Origin of the sequence: Planococcus sp. ANT_H30, assembly GCF_008369335.1 — a bacterium.
Classification (GTDB): Bacteria; Bacillota; Bacilli; order Bacillales_A; family Planococcaceae; genus Planococcus; species Planococcus kocurii.
The window spans coordinates 742,033-766,990 of record NZ_VOBJ01000001.1 but is presented as its reverse complement, the minus strand read 5'-3'; the positions used below and the strand labels follow the sequence as shown (position 1 = coordinate 766,990).

Genomic DNA, 24,958 nt, shown 5'->3' with positions numbered 1-24,958 from the left:
TAAATTAGAACAGAAATGGAGTGAATCGTTTGTTGCAGACAGAATCCACGGCATGGGTATGTCGTGTTCCGGTTGCAACCGTTTGGACAGCACCAGAAAAAGCGCGTGCGGTCGATGCGGAAGGAATTGCGGAACACCCTAATTTGAATAACTGGCTACGAACTATGAGCCGGGAAGACAAACAAGACTTAGTTGATAGCAACCGAATCCAAACGCAACTCCTGTACGGGGAACCTGTGTTGATTGAGGAAGTAGTAAACGGCTGGGCGAAAATCATTGCGCTTTGGCAACCGTGCCAAAAAGATGAACGTGGCTATCCAGGATGGGTACCTAGTAGTCAATTAAAAGAAGTCGAAAACTTAACAGAACTTGGCTATGCCCGTGTTACGCACCATAAAGCACAACTTTGGACAGAGAATTTCAAGCCGCTAAAAGTGGTGTCGTTTAATACAATGTTACCTGTCAAAGAAATAGCTGACTTTATTCGTTTGCAAACGCCTGATGGAGATGCATTCATTATGGCAAATACGGTGGAAATAGTTAGTGCGTATAACCAAAGTCCAAAAGGAAATGGATTGGACATCGCCAATCTTGGAGCGGAGTTTTTGGATTTGCCTTATTTATGGGCAGGCATGTCGAGCTATGGCTATGACTGTTCAGGTTTTACGTATAATTTAATGAAAGCCAATGGCGTCATTATTTCGCGTGATGCGGTAGACCAAGTACTTGAAGGCATTGAAATTGACCTGCATGCACAAAACACGTGGCACATTGGTGATTTGTTGTTTTTTGCTTACGAGGAAGGACGAGGCAAACTTCATCATGTGGGTGTTTATTACGGCAATGGTTTAATGCTTCATTCGCCTACTCCTGGAAAAGCGGTTGAGATTATTGAATTGGCAGGAACAAAGCATGCCACCGAGTTATGTGCAGTCCGCCGATTTGTAGATGAAGAAGAGTAGCGTTAAAGAAAAAACGCCTCACTTTATTTCAAACGCCACCGAATGATGGATACTTACTGCGTAAATTTGTCTGGATAGCCTATTTGTTTAAAGATGAAATAGAAGCTGAATTGTGGTACAATAAGCAGATAGCGTTTTAAAAAGAGAGGCGTGGTAATGATGGCATTCCAACCCCATGAAAAAGAAGTATCTGAATTCGTAGCAGCGCGCTACATAGGCGAATGGATTTCGTTCACTCGCAACGGCGTCGATGTTAACGGCACAATCTTTAAAATTATGGACAACTCGGTGATTGTTGAAATATCACCAGAAGACGCAAAAGAAATTGGTGCGGCATCCAATATGACCGTAATTTCACATAAGAAATACCGAATCACGGAAGCGTAATTTGGTGAGAAGGAGGCTGTTCGCCATGAACAGCCTTTTTTTTTTGAGTGTTTTGGTTTCGAGTCGATCCGACCCTCCCGTAACGCGCTTTTGCTAGAAAGGGGGAGGTGTTTAAGAATCTGTGGCGATAGTTAAGATGGGGAGCCCATCACCATGGCCCATATGGTCGATTCGAAAGCGTTCGCTTGAAGCAATTTCTTCGTTTTCACGCGTAGATATCAGACCAGATATCTAAGTCTTTCGACTCAAAGCGATTAAAAAATGGAAAATGTACCAGCTAATTCATTCCAAAGGTGACGCTTTTTTGGTAAAGTAAAGTGAAGCAGAACGTTAATTGCCTTGAAAGGAACTATACGCATGATATCAGACTTTAAATTCTGGCATTTTTTCTCTAGACAAGGGCAACTTATACATAATATACAAACGACTGAAATGCGCAATGTCAACAAACGCATTGCCTGCATCATTGCCATCGGTCTGTTGGTTTTTGCCATCGGTGAAGTTTGGGGCATGAATACTTCTTCATTGACGCCACTGTTATCAGCAGGGATGTGGGACGCTTATACGTTGGCACGTTGGACTTCGCTTACGGGCACACTTCTTTGGGCTGGGTTTTATGTAGCTTTCCATTTATATGGAGCTTCTTTTTTATTCAGCAAAATTCTGAAGATGCCGTGGCGAACCGCGATCATCATGCAAATGTATGTGACTGCTTTACTGGTCATCGAAAAAGGGTTGATTTTTTTACTGTTTGCTGTGACTGGTTTTACGACGTCGGTTTCATTTTTCTCGTTCGGACCGATTGCCGCGACGTTTTTGGATAATCATTTCTTGATTTATTTCTTTAACCAACTCACTGTATTTACTTCCTTAATCATCGCTGTACAATATCGTTTTATCCGCAGCTTTACAAAAACCAGCCCGAAACTGATTTTATTCGGCTTGATTATGCTGCATATTTTCGTAGCACTGTTCGTAGCCTTGTTTAGCTTGGTTCCGGTAAACGACATGTTGAGTGGTTTCATGGAAGGGGGCAACCCATTTGAATAAGTTCTTTTTTGTCGGTTTATCGGTAGCAGTTGTTGCTTTTTTGACAGCTAATGCTCTTTTGCTATTTGGTGAGAAAAGCATTTTGCCGAAAAGCGTGTATGTTAGTGATTATGAACAAAGTTATGCTCGTACATACGATACGGAATTGTTCAAAGAAGCTCTAACAGCTCCACAAGGAACCGTGGAAATTTATGTTCAAGATCATGAAGCACTTGAACAATGGACCGTGAGTGAAGGAGACCGCGTAACAGCAGGATCTGAGCTAGCGCTATTAAACGAAGCAGAAACAGAAGAACAGCGTGCGGCGTGGGAAACACAGAAAACGGCTTTAGAAGGGCAGCAAACCGAAGTGAAAAGCTCGCTTGCCACACTTCAACAGGCTAAAAACGCTCAAAGCGGTCCTGTATCACAAGGTGCATCGAATAATTCCGAAGTTACCAACGAAGACGGTGAAACCATCGAGTTTGACGTCAATGTGTCTGTCGGTGTAGCGGTTCCACAAGATGGCTCTTACGCTGCAGGCATTGCTCAAGCAGAACAACAATTGGCTTCTATTGAATCACAATTAGCGGTATTGAATGCGCAATTGTCACAAAGCTTGTCGAACCCGTCTGTTATCAGTCCCGTAGATGGAACGGTGTCCAAAATCAACCGCGACACAGCACCGTTAAGTATTGAAATTTATTCCAATGAAAAAGTATTTCTTAGCTATGTGTTAGAAGATGAATGGCCGTTAGTCCAAGTCGCAGATGCGGTAAAAATTCAAGGCGAAGGCATTGATGGGATAGCTACGGGGACAGTTCAAAGCGTTTCTGAAGTGCCAGCTGAAAGATCCAAATGGCTAGAAGCTTATCATCAGTTAGATCCAAAAGAGCAAAACAACCCACTGGCGTATTACGAAATTCGAGTGGTGGCGGATACGCCGATTGAAGAGGTAATGCCCTTTGGCACTAACGTCAACACGTCGATTACAGTAGAAAAAGCTGAAAATGCGGTTGCATTACCGACAGCTTGGCTTTTCGATTACGACGGAGTAGATGGCAAAACACATGTATTGAACATTAACGGTCGTCCGCAGACATTGCCTGTAACTACCGATTTTGAAGACGGTGCGAAAGCCGTATTGTCAAAAGGGCCAGAAGCCGGAACGGTTATTATTCATGAAGACAAGCTCGAGACTTTTGTCTCGCCGCCAAAAGTCTTTATGCCATTCCCGGGACGTCAACCCAATTTTGAAGATGCGAAAAATACGTCTTGGCGTGCTTATGTTGAATACGTCTTGGCGCGTTAAACGAGCAAAAAACCCGGAAGCAACAGCTTTCGGGTTTTTGACTGTTTTAGAAAGACTGGATATCATCAGTTAGAACGGGCAATCATGTACGATAGAGTAAGAAAAGACGTGAATTTCGACTTGCCGTTAAAAGTAGACGAACGGAGTGTGTAGAATGGAAAAAACAGATTGGCGGTTTAAAATAGCTCACAAAGAAGCATGGATTGGCGTCGGGTTGGCATTGTTTAATTTTATTTGGTGGTTTGGCTTTGCGTATGGTCTCGGTTCACGACCTGTTGATGAGTACAGCTACATTTTCGGTTTGCCAGATTGGTTTTTTTACAGTTGTGTCGTTGGCTTTTTGCTGATTTCGGTATTGGTCATCGTCGTGGTCCATTTTTTTTTCACAGAAGTACCGTTTGACGAAGAGGAGGATTCATGATGAATTATGCAGTATTGGTGCCGATGATTGTCTTTTTACTGGTCATTTTCTTTATCGGCTATTGGTCGAGTCGTAAGTTGTCGACGTCTTCCAATTTCATTAGTGATTATTTCCTCGGCGGTCGTGAACTTGGGGGCTTCGTACTGGCGATGACGATGGTCGCGACTTACGGCAGTGCGTCGAGTTTTCTTGGTGGTCCGGGCACGGCCTATACGATGGGATTTGGTTGGGTGCTGCTCGCCATGGCACAAGTCGTAACCGGTTATTTTGTGTTAATGATCCTCGGTAAAAAATACGCCATTATGGCACGCCGCTACAAAGCAATTACGATGATTGATTTTTTGAAATCACGTTACAACAGTTCAGCTGTCGTATTGCTATCTGCTTTTAGCATTATTGTTTTTCTTTTCTCAGCGATGGCAGCACAGTGGATAGGCGGGGCACGCCTTGTCGAGTCACTAACGGGTTTATCGTATAATTCAGCGCTGTTTTTGTTTGCGGTTAGTGTACTTGTTTACGTTACAATTGGCGGTTTCCGCGCAGTTGCACTGACAGATGCCGTTCAAGGCGCCGTTATGCTAGTCGGGACACTGGTGTTGTTGGTCGCAGTTATTAGTGCAGGCGGCGGCATTCCGAATATCGTGAATGACCTGATCAATGAAAACCCGAATTTGGTGACGCCTTATGGTGCAACTGGTGATTTAACGGCCGCTTACGTGTCATCATTTTGGATTTTGGTTGGTGTCGGCGTAGTTGGCTTGCCGCAAATTGCGGTGCGTGCCATGTCTTATAAAAATTCGCGTTCGATGCACCGAGCTTTGATTATTGGAACCCTTGTCACCGGTGTGATTATGCTCAATATGCATTTGATCGGCGTCTTTGCACGCCCCGTGATGCCGGGTATTGAAATTGGCGACAAAGTGATTCCACTGATTGCACTGGAAACCTTGCCGCCTTGGGTAGCGGGCATCGTTCTTGCAGCTCCAATGGCTGCCATTATGTCAACAGTCGATTCGTTGCTCCTGCTAGTTAGCTCGTCGATTGTGAAAGATGTTTACTTAAATTACGTAAAACCTGACGCCACGATCCAAACGATCAAGCGCATTTCTTTTGGTGTGACAGGGGTTCTTGGTGTTATTGTTTTTTTACTGGCATTAAATCCACCAGAACTATTAATTTTCTTGAATTTATTTGCCTTCGGTGGCCTAGAAGCCGCTTTTATTTGGCCGATTGTTCTTGGGTTGTACTGGAAGTGGGGCAATAAATACGGCGCGATTGCATCGATGGCAACAGGGATTAGTAGCTATATCGCTTTGCATTTTTATAACCTGGAAAACGGCAATCTGTTCGGTGTGCACACAGTGACCATGCCGGTGCTGTTATCACTCGCTGCTTTTGTTGTATTTAGTTTATTGATCGATAGAAAGGCCTATCAGTATAATGTTCCTACGCTTAAATAAGGGCTAGGTACAAAATGGTAAAATAAATGCTTGTCCTAGGATAGGCGAAAGAAGGTCTGTACAATTGACTCCTTGGAAAATTTACGGCATCTTAACAGCTGTCATGATTGTGTGGGGCTTTAACTTATCTGCTGTTAAATACATGTTGGAATTTATCGACCCCGTCACTTTAACGGCATTTCGAATTTTGTTGGCGGGAATATCGGTAATGGCGATACTCGCGAGCTTTAGAATGCTCAGATGGCCAGCCAAAAGTGAATGGAAATTTATCTTCCTCGGTTCGTTACTCAATGTGGTGGCCCACCATTATTTCTTGTCAAACGGCTTGTCTATTACGACCGGTTCGAATGCAGGGCTAATTCTAGGTACCGGGCCGATGCTAACAGCCGTACTGGTGTCTCTAATCATGCGCAATTATCCGTCTAAACTGCAGTGGCTCGGAGTAGTGGTTGGCTTTGCCGGAGTGGCGGCTACCGTCATGGTAGGAAATGGTGCAGCTAGCGGATTGAACACGGGTGACATTTTTGTCTTTATCTCGATTTTAGCGCAAGTCTTAAGTTACATTGTGATCGCTAACGCTGCACGTACCTTAGACCCGCGCATATTGACGGGGTATATGTTTGTGACAGGTGCACTCGTGTTGTTCGTTATTTCACTCTTACAAGAACCCGGTGAAATCCAAGCGTTTGCTGCTGTACCTGTATCATTTTGGGTTGCGTTCGGATTTTCCGCGATGATTGGAACGGCCGTTGGTCACATGCTTTACAATTATTCAATTGGACAAGCAGGACCAACAAAAGCAGCTATTTTCATGAACTTGAATACTTTGTTTTCGTTAGTAGGAGCCAGTGTGATTTTAAATGAAAAAATCACAGTCGGCCATATTTATGGATTGGTGCTCATAGTAATCGGCGTGCTATTCGGTTCTGGTGCCGCTGAAGACTTGTTAAAAAAACGTAAAAAGCGGCTCTCGTCTTGAGCCGTTTTTTATCTGTCTAAATCGGTATTGCGACAAGGAGACTTGCTATTTTTAAGTCGCCGCTCTTTTTATTTAGACGAAGTTTTACTATAATAAAATAAAGATAGATAGACAGCTTTAGACAACTAGAGGAGTGAAGAGCCGTGGCCACATTATGGGGGACGCCAGAGAAATTACAGGAATTATTGTGTGAACTTGTTAGTTGGAAAAGCTTAACGTTGACGGATGGAGAAGTGGAGTTTGCTTACAAGCTTCAAGACAAATTAATGGAGCTGCCCTATTTTCAAGCAAACCCAGAACATATCGGCATGGGTGAAGTAAACTGGGGGCGGCAAAGCGTAACGGCTCTTTATAAACACCCAGAAGCGGTAGACACCATCGTCTTGCTGAGCCATTTTGATACGGTACACACAGGAGAATATGGAGATTTGGAACCTTTAGCATGCAGTCCCCAGTTACTAGGCAAAGCTTTTCAGCAGATTCGCGATGAACTCGATGCAGATACCGTACGTGATCTTGATTCTGGAGAATACCTCTTTGGCCGCGGAACGATGGACATGAAAGCAGGTCTTGCGCTTCACATGGCGTTGGTCGAAAAAGCATCAATCGAACAGTGGCCGATCAACTTATTGTTGATGACCGTTCCGGATGAAGAAGTAAACTCAGCAGGCATGCGCTACGGGGTAACTAGGCTGCTCGACCTCGAACGCGAACACGGGTTGGAATTTATTTTATTTCTAAACGGCGAACCGGTTTTTGCGATGAAGCCAGGTGACACAGCGCATTATTTATATACGGGGTCTATCGGTAAAATCATGCCATCGGCTCTTTTTTACGGCAAGGAAACACATGTCGGCGAACCGCTTTCAGGCATCACGTCGAGCTATATTTCCACATACTTAACGCACCGGATGGAATGGAATTCTAGCTTTAGAGAAGTGGTTTACGGCGAACCTACGCCGTTACCCGTGACATTAACGCAACGTGATATGAAAGAAGAATACTCAGCGCAAACACCTTACCGCACTTCTGCGATGTACAATGTCTTTACGATGGAACGCAATGCAGAAGAAGTATTTGACATTTTCGAAAATGTGGCAAAAGGAGCAGCTGCTCATTGCGAACGTGATTATTACGCCATGTGTGAACGTGAAAACATCGAACCTGTCGGTGGCATTAACGTCATGCGCTACGAAAAATTAATGGAATACGCACGCACTAAATTCGGCCATGATTACATTACAGACTTACTGCGTGACACGTTAATGCATCCTGAGTGGGACGTTCGTGAAAAATCCATGCATGTTACAGACATTTTGCTCATCAACTGCCAAGAACTAACGCCAGCAATGGTGTTAATGTACGCACCGCCTTTTTACCCGCCAGTAAACTCATCTGAAAATGAACTGGTTAAACGCTGCGTTGCACAAGTCATAGAAAACGCCAAAGAAAAATTTGATTTAGATGTTAAACAAGGTCACTTTTTTAACGGCATCTCAGACCTCAGCTATGTTAGCTACAAAGACCAAAGCGACGGCTGGGTCACTTATGAAAACAACACACCGGTTTACGGCGATTCCTACAGCATTCCGTTTCAAGCGATGAAACAATTATCTGCGCCTGTTCTCAATGTTGGGCCATACGGCAAAGACGCACACAAACGCACAGAACGACTGCACATCAAAAATACATTTGAAGAAATGCCGATCCTCTTAGAACAAATGATTTTATCCATTCCAGTAAAAAGTCGCCACTAAGGCGGCTTTTTTTTATGGTTTTTGCTCGTGAAAAACGTCTATGGGCTTTGGGCATATATGGATTTCAGAATGCTGAGCGAGCGTGTGGCAGAAGGCTGAAAAGTTCGGCTAGAGAACTGAAAATGAAGCATTCACATAGCGATAGCCAGCTTCTAAATCTCAGATTTAAAAGCTATAACGCTCTCAAAAATGATTTTTGGATATAAATGGAAACTAACTGAAAAACCTGTTAAACTACTTAAAAAAGGAGGAACTGTATGATTATCAAATACCGAGAACTGCCAGCAAAAATTAAAGGTTATGAAGCTTTATTGAAAAGACTATCGCCAAGGCACCCGAAACGAACAGCTATTAAAACAAGCCTTCATAAAGCAAGAGCCGGTTATGGAGGGGAAGAGCGTCTAGACGAAGCGCTCTATTTTTTTGATCCGCCATACGCATATCAAATGATCCAAGATTTTTCATTGGCTGAACCGTTCAAAATTCAAGTCGATACTGTTTTGATTACACAAAGCTGCGTGATTTTACTGGAAGTCAAAAACATTACAGGCAAACTTCAATTCAAGCAAAATCCTAGCCTGCTGCATACCATTTCGGCAGACGGAGAAGTTAAAAGCGATACAAGTCCAATCCCACAAATGGATGAGAAGGTGCTGCGTGTAGAAAAAATTTTAAGGAAAGTGGGTTATAATTTGCCGGTTTCTAGCATATTTGTCATTGCCCACACCTCTCAAATCGTCGAAGAAGTATCACGAAACTGTCGAATACTAGCAGTCGGCGACATAAACTTCTATTTGTCTACCTTAAACTTACCCACTCCGATCCTTTCACTAGAAGAACTTCATGAACTCGGCAAAACACTCCTCACATTCCATCAAAACGTTCAAGCTTTTCCACTTGCTCCTAAGTTTCAAATCGAACAATCTGAAATCGAAACCGGCGTTTTCTGTCCACGCTGTCACCTTGGAAAAATGGAACGAACAACAATAGCATGGGAATGTGAAACATGCCGGTTGATCAGCAGAAACGCACACTTAACAGCACTCGACGAGTGGTTCATGCTAATAAAATCATCAATTAGCACAGCAGAATGTTGTGGATTTATTGGGATGACAAATCTCGAAACAGCTAAACATTTTCTACTGAAAAACGGTTGTCAACCAGTAGGCGGAAGGCGATATCGTCACTATACTCGTCAATAATAAACGGGAAACTTGAATTGCGAACACACGGATTGAATAGGGAAAATCCCCGTGTAGCAACGCGGAATACTGAGGTTCCCCCCCTCACTTATAGCATTTCTTCACAACTTTCTCCTGTCCTCGTGTACAATCAAACTATAGTATTTAATTTTTCAGTTAAAGGAGTCGAGCCGATGAATAGTGAACAGCAAATAGTGGATTATTTTCATCATTTTCACGCGCATCCAGAAGTCAGTTGGAGAGAAGTAGAAACGACAAAAAAATTAGCAGCGATTATGACTGAACTGGGCGTCAAACATCATACGTTTCCAGATGTTACCGGGTTGATTGCTGAAATTGGTGAAGGACCGGAAGTAATTGCAATGCGGGCCGACATTGATGCGCTTTGGCAAGAAGTGGACGGGACATTGCAAGCTAATCATTCGTGCGGCCATGATGCCAATATGGCGATGGTGCTCGGTGCATTGCTGTATTTAAAAGATGAAACACTAACGAAACGTGTACGTTTTATTTTTCAGCCGGCCGAAGAATTGGGCAATGGCTCACTGTCAATGATTGAACGTGGGGCAATTGATGAAGTTTCGCAACTATATGGTGTTCATTTACGTCCTATCGAAGAGTTGCCATTTGGCCAAGTGACACCTGCACTTCATCACGGATCGGGTATTTTCTTAAGAGGGAAAATTCAAGGTGTCGATGCTCACGGGGCACGTCCGCATCAAGGGAAGAATGCTATCGATGTGATTGCAGCCATTCATCAATTTGTAAAATCGATTTATTTCTCGCCGTTTGAATCTTATTCAGCAAAGCTGACTCATATCCAAACAGGTGGAGACAGCCTCAACATCATTCCGGGAGCAGCGAAATTTGCACTGGATGTTCGGTCGCAATCGAATGGATTAATGATAGAACTGCAGCAAAAAATTAGCGACGGCTTAACAGCGATTGCCAAACTGCATGATGTCGAAATCACTTTTGAATGGACGGATTATACGCCTGCTGCGGAAGTGTCAGAAACCGCGATGCACATTGCGGATGCCGCTATTCGTCAGACACTTGGGGACGAAGCAACTGCACCACCTATTCAAACAACCGGTGCAGATGATTTTCATTTTTATACCATTAAAAAACCTGAACTTCATGCCGCGATGATTGGCATTGGAGCAGATTTGACGCCAGGGCTTCATCATCCAATGATGAGTTTTAACCTCAAAGCGCTTGATATTGGTGCACGTGTTTTAGCCAATATAGCAAAGCACAAATAAAAATATAAAAAAATGATAGAAAACAAGGAAAAAGGGTATAGGTAAAATAGAGTGAAAAAAGCATATTTGAGAGATCTCAAATAGGAAGGAGGGCATATGAAAAAAAATATTGTTTCTATACTAATCGCTCTCTTATTTTTACTTCCTGTCTCATCTGTTCAAGCTCACCACTTTCCGGACTTGTCAAAATATCATTTTGCTTATTATTCAATTCATAATTTATCCAAAGCGGGAATTTTAAATGGGTACAGTAACGGAAAATTTGGTCCTAATGATAATGTGACACGAGCACAAGCAGCATTAATTTTAGCTAAAACCTTAAAAATCGATTTGAACACAAGGTTCAAACCCACATTCACAGATGTTCCAACTACTCACTATGCCTATAAAGAAATTGCTGCTTTAACTGAAAAAGGCGTATTTGCTGATGCTACGAAATTTAATCCAGACAATCCTTTACCAAGAGCGCAGATGGCGAAAATTGTAGTAGCAGGTTTTGATATTACGGTAGACGCTAACGATGAAATTAGTTTTAAAGATGTTCCCTTAACGCATTGGGCACATTCTTATATAGTGACGATGGCGGAAGTTAATATTACCAGAGGGGTAACAACAGCAACGTTTCAGCCGGAGACTTTAGTAACACGCGCACAATTGGCTGCTTTTATTGAACGGTCTATTCAATTCTCAGAACGTGTCAATGCGAAAACGATTACTTACGACAAGGCAAAAAAAGCATATTCAGGTGTGACATCAGTTGCCTACGACACCATCGCAATGGTCAATGAAATCAGACAAGCAGCAGGTGCAGGAAAGCTACAGGAAGACTCAGCTTTGACCAAAATTGCTCAACTAAAAGCAGAAGACATGGCGCGCAATAATTATTTTGCTCATAGCTCTCCAACTTATGGCTTGCCGTGGGAAATGGCAATTGATTTAGGCTACCCAACCAATCAAGTAGGCGAAAATTTAGCGAGTGGGTATATAACTGCAAACGAAACAGTGGATGCATGGATGGAATCTTCAGGCCATAAAGACAATCTTTTATTAAAATCGTATACAGTAATTGGCGTAGGGTATACGGAAGATTCAGACGGATTCCCTTATTGGGTGCATATGTATGCGATTAGGTAACGAAAAAGGTATGTAAAAGCGGTACATGAAGCCATCAATATTCCCCGGGAAATAACTTAAAATACTAAAAATTCTCATCACCTTTAATCAGGTGATATAATGAGAGTGAGCCGATATCCGAGACCCTCTTTTACAGAGGGTCTCATTTTTATATCTAGTAGCAGAAAAATGTTTTAGCTACTGGTGACAGGGTATTGATAACAAGTTGAGTAAAAGGGGAGAATTTAAATGGATGCTTTTTTAGATGGGATCACGTGGTTCGTTGATAACGTTAATACTTTACTGTGGACATACATATTAATTGCATTACTGATGGGCCTCGGCCTTTATTTCACCATTCGTACCAAATTCGTCCAAGTTCGCTTGTTTGGCGAGATGTTCCGAGTGATTACTGAGAAAAAAGACGGGGACAGCGGCGTATCTGCTTTCCAAGCTTTTACCATCTCAACTGCCTCACGTGTAGGAACAGGGAACATCACCGGTGTCGCTTTGGCAATTGCCATTGGGGGACCTGGAGCTGTTTTTTGGATGTGGATGGTCGCGATTATCGGAATGGCTACTGCATTCATCGAAAGTACATTGGCTCAAGTTTACAAAGTACGTGACGGTGAACAATTCCGTGGCGGTCCCGCTTATTATATGGAAAAAGCGTTGGGTAACCGCAAATTAGGAATCGTTTTTGCGATTCTCTTAACGTTGGCGTTTGGATTTATCTTCAACTCGGTTCAATCAAACACCATCGCGCAATCATTTGAAGATGTCTTCAATATTCCCGATTGGTCGGTTGGATTGGGACTTGTTCTTTTGACAGCGGTCGTTATTTTCGGTGGCGTTAAACGAATCGCCAGTGTGACACAAATAGTCGTACCGATCATGGCAACTGTGTACATCATTGTGGCCTTGTATATTGTCATCATGAATTTTACTGAAATTCCGGCTGTCTTTAGTTTGATTATGAAAAGTGCTTTCGGTTTAGAAGAAGCAGTTGGCGGCGGTATTGGTGCAGCCATCATGCAAGGTGTTCGTCGGGGATTGTTTTCCAACGAAGCCGGTATGGGTTCTGTACCAAACGCAGCAGCATCTGCCAACGTTTCGCATCCAGCGAAGCAAGGACTTGTTCAAAGTTTAGGAGTGTTCTTCGACACTATTGTTATTTGTTCGGCAACGGCTTTTATCATCATCCTAGCCGGATTGTATTCAACGAGTGAAAAAGAAGGAATTCTTCTGACGCAAGCTTCACTGGATGTCCACCTGGGTAGCTGGGCGCCTTACTTTTTAGCAATTGCTATTTTGTTCTTTGCTTTTAGTTCAATTATTGGTAATTATTATTACGGTGAAACGAATATTGAATTTATCAATGCGCATAGCGGTTGGTTAATGGCTTACCGTTTTGGTGTCTTGGCGATGGTCATGTTCGGTGCACTCGCTCAAGTTCAATTGGTTTGGAATATGGCTGATCTGTTCATGGGCTTCATGGCCGTACTCAATTTGGTCGTCATTGCGATGCTTGGCAAAACGGCTTTCAAGGTACTCGACGATTATACAGAACAACGTAAAGCTGGAAAAAATCCAGTATTCTTTGCGAAAAACATTCCCGGTTTAAAAAACACAGAATGTTGGGGTGAAGGCGAAAGCCGTCACGAATAATAAAGAAAAACCCTTTTGCTAATTGGCAAAAGGGTTTTTTAGATTTCAAGAAAATAGAAGGGATGAATTTTTAAATGGGATCCCTCGATTTTTGCGAAGTAGAATCGAGCGTTACCATCGGTTTTATGAAGTCTATCAATAGGAGTCGAGTAAACGCCTAACTAAATAGTGGAGCCAAAACATGAGTGTGTCATTTAACCTACAGAACAATTAAAAGAATAATGTGTTTTTTGTGTAAATTGTCTAGCTGGACCTTGTTTATTTTGGTAAAGTAGAAGAGCAATGAGAAACATAATCCTTAAGGAGGAAAGAGCACATGACAAATGTCTTACAGAACAAAAAATTCATCGCTTCGGCAATCGCTGTAACAATGGTGGCTTCCGCAGTTTCAACCGTATCAGCGGATACGACGAAATTTCAAGATGTTTCCGACCGTTACATGAAAGCGGTTAATTTTTTAGTTGAAAATGGCATTACCAATGGTATTTCTGAAACACATTACGGTACGGCGGAAAACATAAAAAGACAAGATGCAGCTGTAATGATTGCGCGGGCAATAGGATTTAATTCAAATCAAGATTTTAACGATTCCGGATTTACAGACGTTCCGGCTTCAGCCAAGTGGGCTGTAGACGCTTTAGTGCAAGCAGGTATTGTTCACGGGAAAACAGCAAAACGCTTTGGTTCAACAGATTTGCTGACACGAAACGAACTTTCGAAAATCTTGGCCGGCGCTGCACAATACGATATAGATGACAAAGTAACAACAACACAATTTACTGATGTCAACTCCAAATTTGCAAAATACGTAGACGCATTACTTAAAAATGGCGTTACAGTAGGGAAATCTAAAACGCAATACGGTTCAGAATTCAATCTGACACGTGGAGAAATGGCATTATTCATTTTCCGAGCAAAAGAAGATTTGAAGAGAGAGTTATTCTCGATGTCTTTGATGCATACAAATGATACACATGCTCGCTTAGCGTCAGCCCCTAAACGCGTAACGGCTGTGAAGGAATTCCGAGCAAAAAATCCGGATGCTTTATTGCTAGATGCTGGGGATGTATTTTCTGGAACGTTGTATTTTAACGAATTCACTGGGGAACCGGATGTTAAAATGATGAATTTAATGGGCTATGATGCGATGACTTTCGGAAATCATGAGTTTGACTTAGGTTCTTCTGATGAAGGACATCAGGCATTAAAAGATTTCGTCACAGCTGCCACATTCCCATTCTTATCTGCTAATACAGATTTTTCGAAGAATCCGTTGTTTGAAGGCTTGTTCCAAGCAAAAATTCCAACAAAAGCAGAATCAGGAAATATTTATTCAGGTATGGTAAAGGAAATTAATGGCGAAAAAGTAGGGATATTTGGTCTTACAACAGAAGATACAGCTGCTATTTCCAGCCCGGGCGATATCACGTTCTCAAATTACATCGATGAAGCTCAAAAAATGGTAGACGAATTTGAAAAAATGGGAATTGATAAAGTAGTCGCTCTGACGCACATTGGATTTGATGACAACGCTGCCGTAGATAACGATCAAGAATTAGCAAAAGCAGTCGAAGGAATTGACGTCATTGTAGGAGGGCATACGCATACAAAGTTAACTAATCCTGTCTTGGTGAATAAGTTTGAGGCGCCAACAATTATTGTTCAAACGGGACAATACGGTGATAGTTTAGGAACCTTGAATGTTGAATTTGACGAGCATGGCGAAGTGTATGCATATGGCGGCGAGTTGATCAAAATTGAGGCGCAAGCTGAAGATGCAGAAGCGCTGAAAATCCTTAAACCTTATACAGACAGAGTAAAAGAAATTGAAGAAGAAGAAACGGCAGCAGTTGCTGTATCGGCTCTCCTCAATCCACGATCGGGTGATGAAGGCAATACAACTGGAGCTAGCGTGCGCAGCAACGAGACACCATTAGGCAATATTATTACGGACGGCATGCTGGCAAAAGCAAGAACTTTTAGTCCAGAAACTGTAATGGCTTTCCAAAATGGTGGCGGGATTCGCTCTGGGATTAACGCGGGACCAATTACAGTGGGAGAAGTCATCACTGTATTACCATTTGGCAACACATTAGCGACAATGGATTTAACAGGTGCTGAAATCAAACAAGCATTTGAAATCAGTGTAGGTCAGTATCCAAACGAAAATGGCGGATTCTTGCATGTGGCTGGAGCCGAAATTCGTTTTGATGCATCAAAACCTGCCGGATCGAAAATTGTGTCAATTACGTTTGTTGATGCGAACGGAGTTAAAACACCTTTAGTAGATTCAACAACATACAAAGTGGCTACTAATGCCTTTACAGCTAAAGGCGGAGATGGTTATGACGTGTTAGCGAAAGCCTACGCTGAAGGTCGCGCGATTGATTTGGGCATCTCAGATTGGATTAACTTCCAAGAAGAGTTAGAGCGGATTGGTCAAATTACACCTAAAGTTGAAGGACGTATTGTCGAAATTAACACACCTCAATAATTCAGTAACTTTACTATTGTCGAAAGCTTTGTCCTGAGTAAAAAGGGCAAAGCTTTTTTTTGTGATCAAAATTTTTTTTAGAAAATGAAAGAAATGTATGGTCGCTAAGATAAATTTACTATGAGTCAAAAGACAGAGTGTTTTCTTCTCACCGGAATGCAATTAAACGAGATGTCTCAATGAGTTAAAAAGAAGAACAAGATGAAAAAAAAGTAATAAAACCGAAACACTGACGTTTAAGTAAAGATCCAATAAGTGACTTTTGGTTCACTATAGTTCTTAAATTTAATTGTTAAATAAAGTAAATAGTCTTAAAGTTACATAGAATTTATATGATTTATAGTTTAAAGTGTTGATTAACAAAGTCATCTAGGAGGAATATAAGTTTGAAAAAGTGGATAATTTTACTATGTATAGCACTCATTTCTTCAGTAATAGTCCCTAACAGTCATGTGGAAGCAAGTGGAAATTTCCAAGATATTGGGGATAGTCACCGTGCTGTAACTGAAATATCTTATTTAGTGAATAAGAACATCATTAACGGTGTAACGTCAACTCACTTTGTGCCTGATAGAGAAGTGACAAGAGGAGAAGCTGCTGCAATGATTGGCAGATCTTTAGGGTTGAATGGTACGAAACGTGATACGGGATTTAAGGATGTTGGAGCTGGCAACATGGCTTCAGGTTATATCGTGGAACTTGTTAATAAAAAAGTAATTAGCGGCTATAGCGATGGAACGTTCCGTCCGAATGCTAAGTTAAATCGTGGTGAAATGGCAATTTTAATCAATCGTGCTTTTAATCTAGGAGGCACCAATTCATCAAACTCTGCTCAGATTCTGATGGATAAAGGAATTGCGCAAGGAATGACAGATGGCAGCTTTGGAACGAACGTTACGATTATTCGTTCAGACTTTGCTGTATTCTTAGCAAGAACACTCAATGCAGATTTCCGTGTGCAGAGTGGAGATACCTCTATTTTTAAAACAACACAATACGTGAATGTAGGATCGACTACATTGAATATGCGCTCTAAACCGCAAATTACCAATTCGCCTTCAAATGTTATTGCGAAACTTACACACGGACAAGCAGTAAGTGTTGCAAGTTACACTGGCAACTGGGCATATATTAAAGTCAATAACCTTAAAGGATATGTTGATAAATCCTATTTACAATCAAAAAAACCATCTGCTGTACTGCCGGCTCCTCCCCCAGCAGCTGGCAATGATATCACAGTAATTATTGATCCCGGGCACGGTGGTAGTGACCCAGGAGCAGATGGTTTCGGATTTTTAGAAAAAAATGTTGTGCTAAATGTTGGCAATCACATGAAAGCTTATTTCGACAAGACGGCGATTCAAGTGAAAATGACACGGACAGGTGATACGTTCCCGAGTTTGACACAGCGTGCTCAATTTGCTGGGAAATACGGCGGCGATTTATTTGTTAGTATTCATGCCAATGCTTTCAACAACTCGGCTAATGGACAAGAGTCGTTTTACTATAGTTCAAGAGCTGCAACAAATCCCTATACAAATCAGTCTAAAGCGCTGTCTATCTATATGCTTGGCAGAATGCAAGAAGCTTGGCCGTTAGTTAATCGCGGAGTAAAAGAAGGCAATTTAGCCGTATTGCGTCAAAATACAGTGCCTGCTACTTTAGTTGAAATGGGCTTTATTGACAGTGCAACGGATATTAAATACATTCAATCAGAAACTCATCGTAAAAATATGGGCAGAGCCTTATTCTTAGCCACTCTGGATTACTATTACCATTACGAAGGACGCACGGATTTAGCTCAGTATTACAGTGTAGCTGGATCTTCACCAAGTAAACGACTTCACTAATATGTATTCTTTTCCACAAAACCTCCACCGGTATTGTCATCAGGTGGGGGTTTTGTATTCAGGGAATAGCATATTAAAATTTGAAAAAAAATACTGTTGACTAAACAAAAGGGCCTTGATTCTGAAAAAATATATACCTTTTTATTGTAATTATTAAACATATAAAAGCGACTTGTTACACAAATGTAATGAAAATGTAACAATAACTGTGAGAATTGTCTGTTAAAATCAAAATTAGGTTAACAGCACGATTAGATGATTCGGTGCTTGATCAGCTAACCGGATCAAAAAACAATAAGAGGTGACAAATTGAAGAATCGCATATTGCTAATAATGATGATGGTACTAATACTTTCAGTAGTCAGTCCGTTTTTATCTACTGAAGCTAAGGCAACAGCACCAGACGATATTGCCAGTTATGCTCTTAAATTTAAAGGAACACCTTACAAATTTGGTGGCACTACTACAGCGGGATTCGATTGTTCAGGTTATATCCTGCATGTATTCAAAAATTTCGGTATTTCGTTACCAAGAACTTCAGCAGAACAATTTAATGTAGGGACACCTGTTTCGAAGAGTAACCTTCAAGAAGGTGACCTAGTATTCTTTGCCAATACATATAAGCCGGGAATTTCTCATACAGGTATTTATTTGGGAGACGGCGACGTAATTTCAGCAGAAAGTAAAGGTGTAGCAATTTCGAACCTTGATACAAATCCTTACTGGGGACCTAAATACGCGGGTGCCAAACGCTTAAGTGGTGCAACAAGTGTTACGCCACCTATTCAAGCGGTGTTGCCACCAGTAACAGATGGTGAATTTGTAGATGTGGCTGCGACGCATCCAGCCTATAAAGCGATTAAATCATTAAATACTTCTGGAATTATTAATGGTTTTGAAAAGCAGGACTTCCGTCCAAATGAATCAATCACGCGTGGACAAGCAGCAGCTATGGTGAATCGTGTGTTGCAACTTGAACCATCAGGCGCTGTTAAGTTCACAGATGTTTCAACGACACATCGTTTTGCAAAAGACATTGCAGCGATGAATCAGTCAGGAATTATTCTCGGGTACACAAATGGCGCATACGGCGTAGATGATACGTTAACAAAAACGCAATTGGCAGTTATTTTAGATCGTGCCTTTAAAATGTCTGAGTCCAGCAAAGCACAAGCGAGTACATCGTCTATAAAATATTTAGATATTCCTTCAACATTCTGGGCTCACAAGCCTATCGTTACCCTTAAAGCAATTGATCAAACAACGGTTTTCCAAACATCAAGATATTATGAGTCCAAAAATGCAAATCGTTCAGAATTTGCAGCTGGGTTATACAGTGCAATGAGAGTGAAGTAATCGAATACGCAAAAGAACCTTTCTCTACAAGGGGAAAGGTTCTTTTTTTGGTACTAGAGATAGGTGTAAAGAATCAGTTTCGAGAGCTTTTTTTTGATGTAGTTAAATCACATTAGGCATAAGGATCTTATTTTAGTGTATTCCCAGATTCTCCTTCTTTAAAACATATTTTTACTATAAACTATGTATAAAAGAGGTTTATATTGGCAACTAATGAACTATTAGGATGATTCAAAACTACGAGTAGGATGCGTTGCAAAACGCTATTCGTACACTCAACAGGGGGCACATATGAAGACAGTCAATAAGTTAGCAGTCATTATTTTACTAATTACCGGTATTTTTGGCTTTGCCTCAAGCAGTGAAGCTACTGACATTGTACCTGGCAGTGCGCTAGAAAAAGAAATGAAAGAAATGGTGCAAAAAGGAATTTTGACAGGGTACAAAGACGGTACATATAAGCCGACAGCTAATGTAACCCGGGAACAATTTGCTGCATTTATTAACCGTGCATTAAATTTACCAGCAGGAATCCACCCGTTTAAAGACGTTCCAAAAAATTCTAGCCTTTCAAATGAAATTGGAGCAGCCTATAGTGCAGGCTTGATGGTCGGAGTTACAGACAGCACATTCCGGCCAACTGCTAACATTACACGCGAACAAATGGCTCAAACCTTAAAAAATGTTCTTGAATACCAAGACATGGAGTTAATAGAAAAGCGCATCGAGTTTTCAGATGCTGAAGACTTTGTTTCTTCTGGCGGGATTCGCGCAGTATTTGCGATTGTTCATTACGAGATTACAGAAGGTATGCCGGATGGGAAGGGCGGTTTAAAATACGGACCGAAAGATATTGCTAGCCGTGAACAAGCTGCTGCTTTTATCTATCGCTTCTTGTTGGCTCATGAAAAAGCAAGTGTGCCACCGATTTTGCCAGACATACCAAATGATGGATCGTTGTATTATCTTGGGTATGTAGATAAAGGCGTACTCGTCAAACAGCAGTACGGTCATAAAGACTATCAGCTAGCGGTCGAATCGTTTAAAAAGGTTCCAACTGCACAAGTCATTTTCCATGGAGATGAAATCATTCAGATGAAGAGTGGATTGGCTTTTGGTAATCGAGTTTCAGGGAGCGGTACAAAAGAAGTGACCACCATTTATTATGATTCTCAATTCACCAAACAAGCTACATACATCGAACACGGCAGAGAATTGCGTTATATCGATTCAACTGAAGAATTTGTAAAAGTTCAAGTGGGTGGAACGATTGGGTATGCAAAACATAGCGAAGTGGATTTTGTTCCTTCAGAACTAATTACAAATCAAGACTATTACTTGAAAAACAAATGGGGAACGCTAGAGCATTACCAATACAATTACGTTAGTAAAACTCGCGCTAGCCATTCAATTGGGCCTGCGCCTTCAGAAATGGCTGAAGGAGTAAAATACTACAGCAAAGACGGGATACATTTTGCCAATGCAGCAGGAGTTACTCAGTTTGTTCACTACCCTTATTTCCAATATCAATCTGTTCGCACAACTACCAATTACACTGCTGAACAGCTAGATCAATATGTGATGAGCAAACTAAAAGCAGTCACGACGAGTTCAGGAACATATAAAGACGCAGTAAACAAGTCGAAGTTAATTGGTACGGGTAAATATTTTATTGCGATGCAAAACAAATACAATGTCAACGCTTTGTTCATGCTATCTGCTGCCATGCACGAAAGTGCTTATGGCATGAGTGGCAATGCACAGACCAAAAACAACTTGTTCGGAATTCGTGTTTTTGACGGCTCTCCACATGAAGGCACGGTTTACTCTAAACCCGAAGCAAGTATCGATGCTTTTGCACGCGAGTACATGAACCGCAATTACGCAAATCCGCTCGGTGGCTATGCAAACGGAGCAAGTCCTGGCAACAAGACGACAGGCTTTAACGTTAGCTATGCTTCAGATCCGACATGGGGTGCGAAAGTAGCGGGACACATGTTCCGTGCAGATTTAGAATTAGGCAAAAAAGACATCGGGCAACACAAATTAGGCATTACCAATACCGCTTCAACAAACGTTCGAAACGCACCAAACGGTCCGACGGTATTGTATCAATTCAAGCGTGGAAACCTAGGTGTCAACAATGCGTTTGGTTATCCTGTCGTCATTCTAGACACTCAAAAAGCAACGGATGGCTATACTTGGTACAAAGTCATTTCTGACTTGAATCCTGAGGCAGATACGAATAACGGTGTAGGGTGGATTCGTTCCGACTTAGTTGATCCTATTAATTGATATCGACAAATAAAAAACAAAAGGCGCGTTGGATAAAATCCAACACGCCTTTTGTTTTTTCGGGTCGTAGACAAAAGAATTTTTATAATCACTTCATCATTGATATATAAGACTCTGCGCTCCATGCTGACGCGATGTCAGTTGCCGAGGATGAAGCTTGAGCCTCCTGATCGCATTGCGCTCCAAATCCTTGAGAGAGTGCTTATGAAAACTAGATTCGGTGGTCAAACCGGTTGACTTATACACAGTTATTTATTTTGATTAAATCTTTTTCTTTTTGCATACCACTTAATTCAAAATGACTCCTAACACTACTCCATCAGAATCGTCACTTTTTCAATCAATTCAATGTTCTCTTCCTCTAAATAAAGAAGTTTCGAATCAATCATGTCATCAAAATAGGCATTGCGTTCCATTCCCAGTTTTTCTAACAATAATTGCGTTTCCAGTAAATCCAGTAACGTCAGCTGAGGATAATCATCTCCGCTAAATGTCCCATCAGGACGCGCCTGGTACCAGAGATCCCCGTTTTCGCGAATCCATCCGCCAGCATTCTGACCAAATTCTTCGATGCCGCTCGTTACGCTTTCGGCTGCCTCTAAATAATCCTTATTTTCTGTATCCCCATAGGCCTGTAGCAAAATCTTTAAGCCGCCTAATTCGTGGTTTAACGAAGCATGCGTTAACGGCGTTTGGTCATCTTCATCAAAATAATCTACGATTAAAAATCCGTTAGCAGTAGGAAGTGTTTGTTCGGCGTTGATCTGCGTTAACAAATAATCAGCATAAGTTTCCACGGCTAACTCATTTTGCTCAATTTGGTCGTCATACAGTTCAGCAGTTTCATCCAAGTAAAATGCGACGTATTCGTTATAACGAGTATCCACATAAGGTGCCGTGACTTCATAAGCGTTTTTTAACCATGTGCTGGTATATTCAGTGGGCCAACGCGATCCGTCAAACTCAGCCAAGTAATAAAGTAAGTTGACACGTGAGTTTAAAATCATCGTTTCGTGAAAAGCAGAAGGGTCTTTTTGGTTCCAGCGTAAGGCCTCATCGTCTTCGAAACGACCAATTGCGCGGCCATAGCCCATTTTGGAGCTAGGTTCAATCGAAAAAGGCAGTTTGGTATAAGGGCCGTCGGTTGTCAGCCAGTTTAGTTGAACGGTTTGATTGTTCAAGGAATGATCAATCCACTCTTCTTCGGATGCGGTTGACGAAAACAACGGCTTTTCTGAAATCATCGCCCAAGATTCAGCCAGCTGAAGGGGCTGTAACCAAAACTTCTTGACGAGGGTGTTGCCCGAAATTTCTAGGTCTCGTACTTCTTTAGAAAGCTTGCGAAGATGACTGCTTGTTCCGTCATCGTAGTCGGTTTGCATTTTTTTAGACACATAGACATTGCTTTGAAGAAGCTCGAAATCGGAACTTTTCAGTGTACCAAACGGATTAACAGTAGGGTCCATTCCGAAAACATCATGGTACTCATGTTCAATAATAGCAGGATTCCAACTGGTGAATTCAGGGTCTTCTAACCCCGATACAACGACCGTAGCAGGAAAGAACAACCAGCTATTGTTTTCAAAGCGTTCAAAAAGAAAGGTAGAACCATTGCCTAAAGTTCGTTCCGTAATATCAACAAAGCCCACTTCCACGCCAAACAACTCGATGTGTACACGGTGACTTTTGTCTATCGTGTTTTCAACTGTACGTTCTGTTTTTTCAGGTGGCATGATCGTAAATAGAGCTGGCAATTCAATGGTCACAGCCAATTCATCGCCTTCGTAAATAACGCGATTTTCTGTGACGAAGAAAAACGCAGCGAGTAGGAGCGAAGCAACCAGTAAAAAAAGGCCAGCTCCCCAAAAGACTTTCTTCAACACGTGATCATCCTTTCTTTTTCCGTTTGATTAATCCCACAAAACGTGCAAATCCGGCTGGGTGCATGAACCGCAGCAGCACGCCGTAAACAACAATTCCAATAGGAACAAGAACAGCCAGTTGAACAAGTGCGGGCCATTCAGATGCTGACAAGGCTGTCTTTGCGCCCCATACAGCAAACCCCATCGCCGTAGCCGGTACAATCACACGAACTGCCATGGACACGAAGCGTTTAAATTCGTGCATGCCTAAATCTTTGTAGACAACGACCATTGATAAAGTGAAGTAGTAGATCGAAACGATAGAGGCAGCAAAAGCCAACGCCAAATAGCCATAATCATCTACTAAGAACCAGTTTAACAAGAAGTTCAGTACGATGGTCGTCACGCTAATCCGAAGAACCACTGCTGTTTTACCGCGAGCATACATCGATTTTGACAGCATCAATTGCATACCTTGGAAAATGATGATAGGCAAATAGAACAGTAAGGCCATATACGTATAGTCTGCGTCTTGTGCAGTAAACGCGCCGCCTTCGTAGATGAACGAAATAATGGCATCACCCACGACTAACAAACCAACAGAAATCGGCACAAGCGTAACAAACGAAATTTCCATGCCTAAAAATAAAGTATCTTTGAATTTGGCTGGATCCGTTGCTTGTTCAGACATTAAGGTGAAAATGATTGCTGCCAAAGTAGCCGCATAAATGGCCGTTGGGATGCTAATGATCAACGAAGCGTTATTCAAATAAGAAACAGCCGCTTCAATCGTCCCTGAGGCAAAAGCTTTATTGACGAACAAATTTACTTGCCCGACAACCGAATTTAAAAGAGAAGGGATGATTAAAATAACGAAAGCTTTTCGGAAATCAGACTCCAACTTTAACGTTGGCTGCCAGCTGTAATTTGATTTGATCAAATAATACATCTGGATGATGGCACCGATAATGGTTCCTGTCACAAATCCATAAGCTAATGCATAAATGCCCCATATGTCACTAAACAACAACGCGAACATGGCGGACATAAATGTCGCCAGTAGCTTGGATACAAGAGTCGGAACAAAAATGCGGCGTGATTGAAGGTAAGATTCTAAAAGTCCTGCTAATGCGATAAACGTCATAAAGATAAAAAAGACTTCCGTCATCTGAATCGCAATAACTTCTGTTTCTGGCAGCATGTTGCCATAGATGAGCGGCACGATCCAACCGGCAGTGGACCAGCCGACAATCGACACACCGATAAACAGCAACATCGTCCAGTTTAAAAGCGCATTTGCGTTGCGATCGGTTACATCCAATTTACTTTGTCGCCGTTTAATATACAGCGGCAAGAAGACGTTATTAAAGCCAGTAGCGATCATGGCCACTACTAATGTAATAAAGGAAAAAGCCAAAAAATAACCATCTGTTTCAGCAGAAGCACCGAATTCCCGGGCGACAATCGATTCGCGTAGTAATCCCGATAGTTTTAATAACAGAGCCAGGCCAGTCGTCCAAATAGCCGCTTTTTTAAGACTCGACAT

General features: G+C 41.8%; 18 protein-coding genes. 16 read left to right on the top strand and 2 right to left on the bottom strand.

What is annotated here, in order from left to right; genetic code table 11:
- Positions 1-20: 20 nt before the first annotated feature.
- From FQ085_RS03560 to FQ085_RS03485, 16 genes are all read left to right on the top strand, one after another.
- Positions 21-962, top strand: coding sequence for a C40 family peptidase (locus FQ085_RS03560; protein ID WP_316833316.1), 942 nt, complete (start codon positions 21-23; stop codon positions 960-962).
- 156 nt (positions 963-1,118) lie between these two features.
- Positions 1,119-1,349: a DUF2187 family protein gene (locus FQ085_RS03555; RefSeq protein ID WP_237150114.1), complete on the top strand. Its 231-nt coding sequence runs from the start codon at positions 1,119-1,121 to the stop codon at positions 1,347-1,349.
- A gap of 357 nt (positions 1,350-1,706) precedes the next feature.
- Positions 1,707-2,399, top strand: a complete 693-nt coding sequence (locus FQ085_RS03550; protein ID WP_262499747.1) for a hypothetical protein — start codon at positions 1,707-1,709, stop codon at positions 2,397-2,399.
- Positions 2,392-3,690 carry an efflux RND transporter periplasmic adaptor subunit gene (locus FQ085_RS03545; RefSeq protein WP_149455965.1) on the top strand — a complete coding sequence of 433 codons (1,299 nt, stop codon included), beginning with the start codon at positions 2,392-2,394 and terminating at the stop codon, positions 3,688-3,690. The genes FQ085_RS03550 and FQ085_RS03545 overlap by 8 nt, the downstream gene beginning before the upstream one ends.
- A 154-nt stretch (positions 3,691-3,844) precedes the next feature.
- Entirely contained in the window at positions 3,845-4,111 is a 267-nt protein-coding gene (locus FQ085_RS03540) for a YhdT family protein (RefSeq protein WP_058384487.1), read from the top strand.
- Entirely contained in the window at positions 4,111-5,571 is a 1,461-nt protein-coding gene (panF, locus tag FQ085_RS03535) for a sodium/pantothenate symporter (RefSeq protein ID WP_058384488.1), read from the top strand. Before FQ085_RS03540 ends, panF begins: the two co-directional genes overlap by 1 nt.
- 64 nt (positions 5,572-5,635) lie before the next feature.
- Positions 5,636-6,550, top strand: coding sequence for a DMT family transporter (locus FQ085_RS03530; protein WP_149455964.1), 915 nt, complete (start codon positions 5,636-5,638; stop codon positions 6,548-6,550).
- Positions 6,551-6,693: 143 nt separating this feature from the next.
- On the top strand, positions 6,694-8,307 hold the full coding sequence (locus tag FQ085_RS03525) for a M20/M25/M40 family metallo-hydrolase (protein WP_149455963.1): 1,614 nt from the start codon (positions 6,694-6,696) through the stop codon (positions 8,305-8,307).
- Between the two features lie 257 nt (positions 8,308-8,564).
- Entirely contained in the window at positions 8,565-9,509 is a 945-nt protein-coding gene (locus FQ085_RS03520) for a nuclease-related domain-containing protein (RefSeq protein WP_149455962.1), read from the top strand.
- 173 nt (positions 9,510-9,682) lie between these two features.
- The gene (locus FQ085_RS03515; RefSeq protein WP_149455961.1) at positions 9,683-10,774 is read left to right on the top strand and encodes an amidohydrolase; all 1,092 of its coding nucleotides are present in this window, start codon (positions 9,683-9,685) and stop codon (positions 10,772-10,774) included.
- A 96-nt stretch (positions 10,775-10,870) separates the two neighbouring features.
- Positions 10,871-11,908 carry a CAP and S-layer homology domain-containing protein gene (locus FQ085_RS03510; RefSeq protein WP_149455960.1) on the top strand — a complete coding sequence of 346 codons (1,038 nt, stop codon included), beginning with the start codon at positions 10,871-10,873 and terminating at the stop codon, positions 11,906-11,908.
- Between the two features lie 228 nt (positions 11,909-12,136).
- Positions 12,137-13,555 (top strand): alanine/glycine:cation symporter family protein, encoded by a 1,419-nt coding sequence (locus FQ085_RS03505; RefSeq protein WP_149455959.1) that lies wholly within the window; start codon positions 12,137-12,139, stop codon positions 13,553-13,555.
- A gap of 316 nt (positions 13,556-13,871) precedes the next feature.
- Positions 13,872-16,049 carry a 5'-nucleotidase C-terminal domain-containing protein gene (locus FQ085_RS03500; protein WP_149455958.1) on the top strand — a complete coding sequence of 726 codons (2,178 nt, stop codon included), beginning with the start codon at positions 13,872-13,874 and terminating at the stop codon, positions 16,047-16,049.
- A gap of 386 nt (positions 16,050-16,435) precedes the next feature.
- On the top strand, positions 16,436-17,899 hold the full coding sequence (locus FQ085_RS03495) for an N-acetylmuramoyl-L-alanine amidase (protein ID WP_149455957.1): 1,464 nt from the start codon (positions 16,436-16,438) through the stop codon (positions 17,897-17,899).
- Between the two features lie 309 nt (positions 17,900-18,208).
- Complete coding sequence (locus FQ085_RS03490; protein ID WP_143039495.1) at positions 18,209-19,255, top strand: C40 family peptidase; 1,047 nt, start codon at positions 18,209-18,211, stop codon at positions 19,253-19,255.
- 291 nt (positions 19,256-19,546) lie between these two features.
- The gene (locus tag FQ085_RS03485) at positions 19,547-21,550 is read left to right on the top strand and encodes an S-layer homology domain-containing protein (RefSeq protein WP_058384498.1); all 2,004 of its coding nucleotides are present in this window, start codon (positions 19,547-19,549) and stop codon (positions 21,548-21,550) included.
- A 311-nt stretch (positions 21,551-21,861) separates the two neighbouring features.
- Here the strand turns inward: FQ085_RS03485 and FQ085_RS03480 are convergent, their stop codons facing one another.
- Together FQ085_RS03480 and murJ are read right to left on the bottom strand one after the other, a co-directional pair.
- Positions 21,862-23,430, bottom strand: coding sequence for a hypothetical protein (locus FQ085_RS03480; protein ID WP_149455956.1), 1,569 nt, complete (start codon positions 23,428-23,430; stop codon positions 21,862-21,864).
- A gap of 7 nt (positions 23,431-23,437) precedes the next feature.
- Positions 23,438-24,958 carry a murein biosynthesis integral membrane protein MurJ gene (gene murJ, locus FQ085_RS03475; RefSeq protein ID WP_149455955.1) on the bottom strand — a complete coding sequence of 507 codons (1,521 nt, stop codon included), beginning with the start codon at positions 24,956-24,958 and terminating at the stop codon, positions 23,438-23,440.

What these genes read in the sequence shown, in the direction of transcription:
- FQ085_RS03555 (WP_237150114.1), top strand. Translation starts at nt 1,119, where the DNA reads ATGATGGCATTCCAACCCCATGAAAAAGAAGTATCTGAATTCGTAGCA.
- FQ085_RS03485 (WP_058384498.1), top strand. Translation starts at nt 19,547, where the DNA reads ATGAAGACAGTCAATAAGTTAGCAGTCATTATTTTACTAATTACCGGT.
- FQ085_RS03510 (WP_149455960.1), top strand. Translation starts at nt 10,871, where the DNA reads ATGAAAAAAAATATTGTTTCTATACTAATCGCTCTCTTATTTTTACTT.
- FQ085_RS03515 (WP_149455961.1), top strand. Translation starts at nt 9,683, where the DNA reads ATGAATAGTGAACAGCAAATAGTGGATTATTTTCATCATTTTCACGCG.
- panF (WP_058384488.1), top strand. Translation starts at nt 4,111, where the DNA reads ATGAATTATGCAGTATTGGTGCCGATGATTGTCTTTTTACTGGTCATT.
- FQ085_RS03550 (WP_262499747.1), top strand. Translation starts at nt 1,707, where the DNA reads ATGATATCAGACTTTAAATTCTGGCATTTTTTCTCTAGACAAGGGCAA.
- FQ085_RS03500 (WP_149455958.1), top strand. Translation starts at nt 13,872, where the DNA reads ATGACAAATGTCTTACAGAACAAAAAATTCATCGCTTCGGCAATCGCT.
- murJ (WP_149455955.1), bottom strand. Translation starts at nt 24,958, where the DNA reads ATGTCGAGTCTTAAAAAAGCGGCTATTTGGACGACTGGCCTGGCTCTG.
- FQ085_RS03540 (WP_058384487.1), top strand. Translation starts at nt 3,845, where the DNA reads ATGGAAAAAACAGATTGGCGGTTTAAAATAGCTCACAAAGAAGCATGG.
- FQ085_RS03520 (WP_149455962.1), top strand. Translation starts at nt 8,565, where the DNA reads ATGATTATCAAATACCGAGAACTGCCAGCAAAAATTAAAGGTTATGAA.
- FQ085_RS03505 (WP_149455959.1), top strand. Translation starts at nt 12,137, where the DNA reads ATGGATGCTTTTTTAGATGGGATCACGTGGTTCGTTGATAACGTTAAT.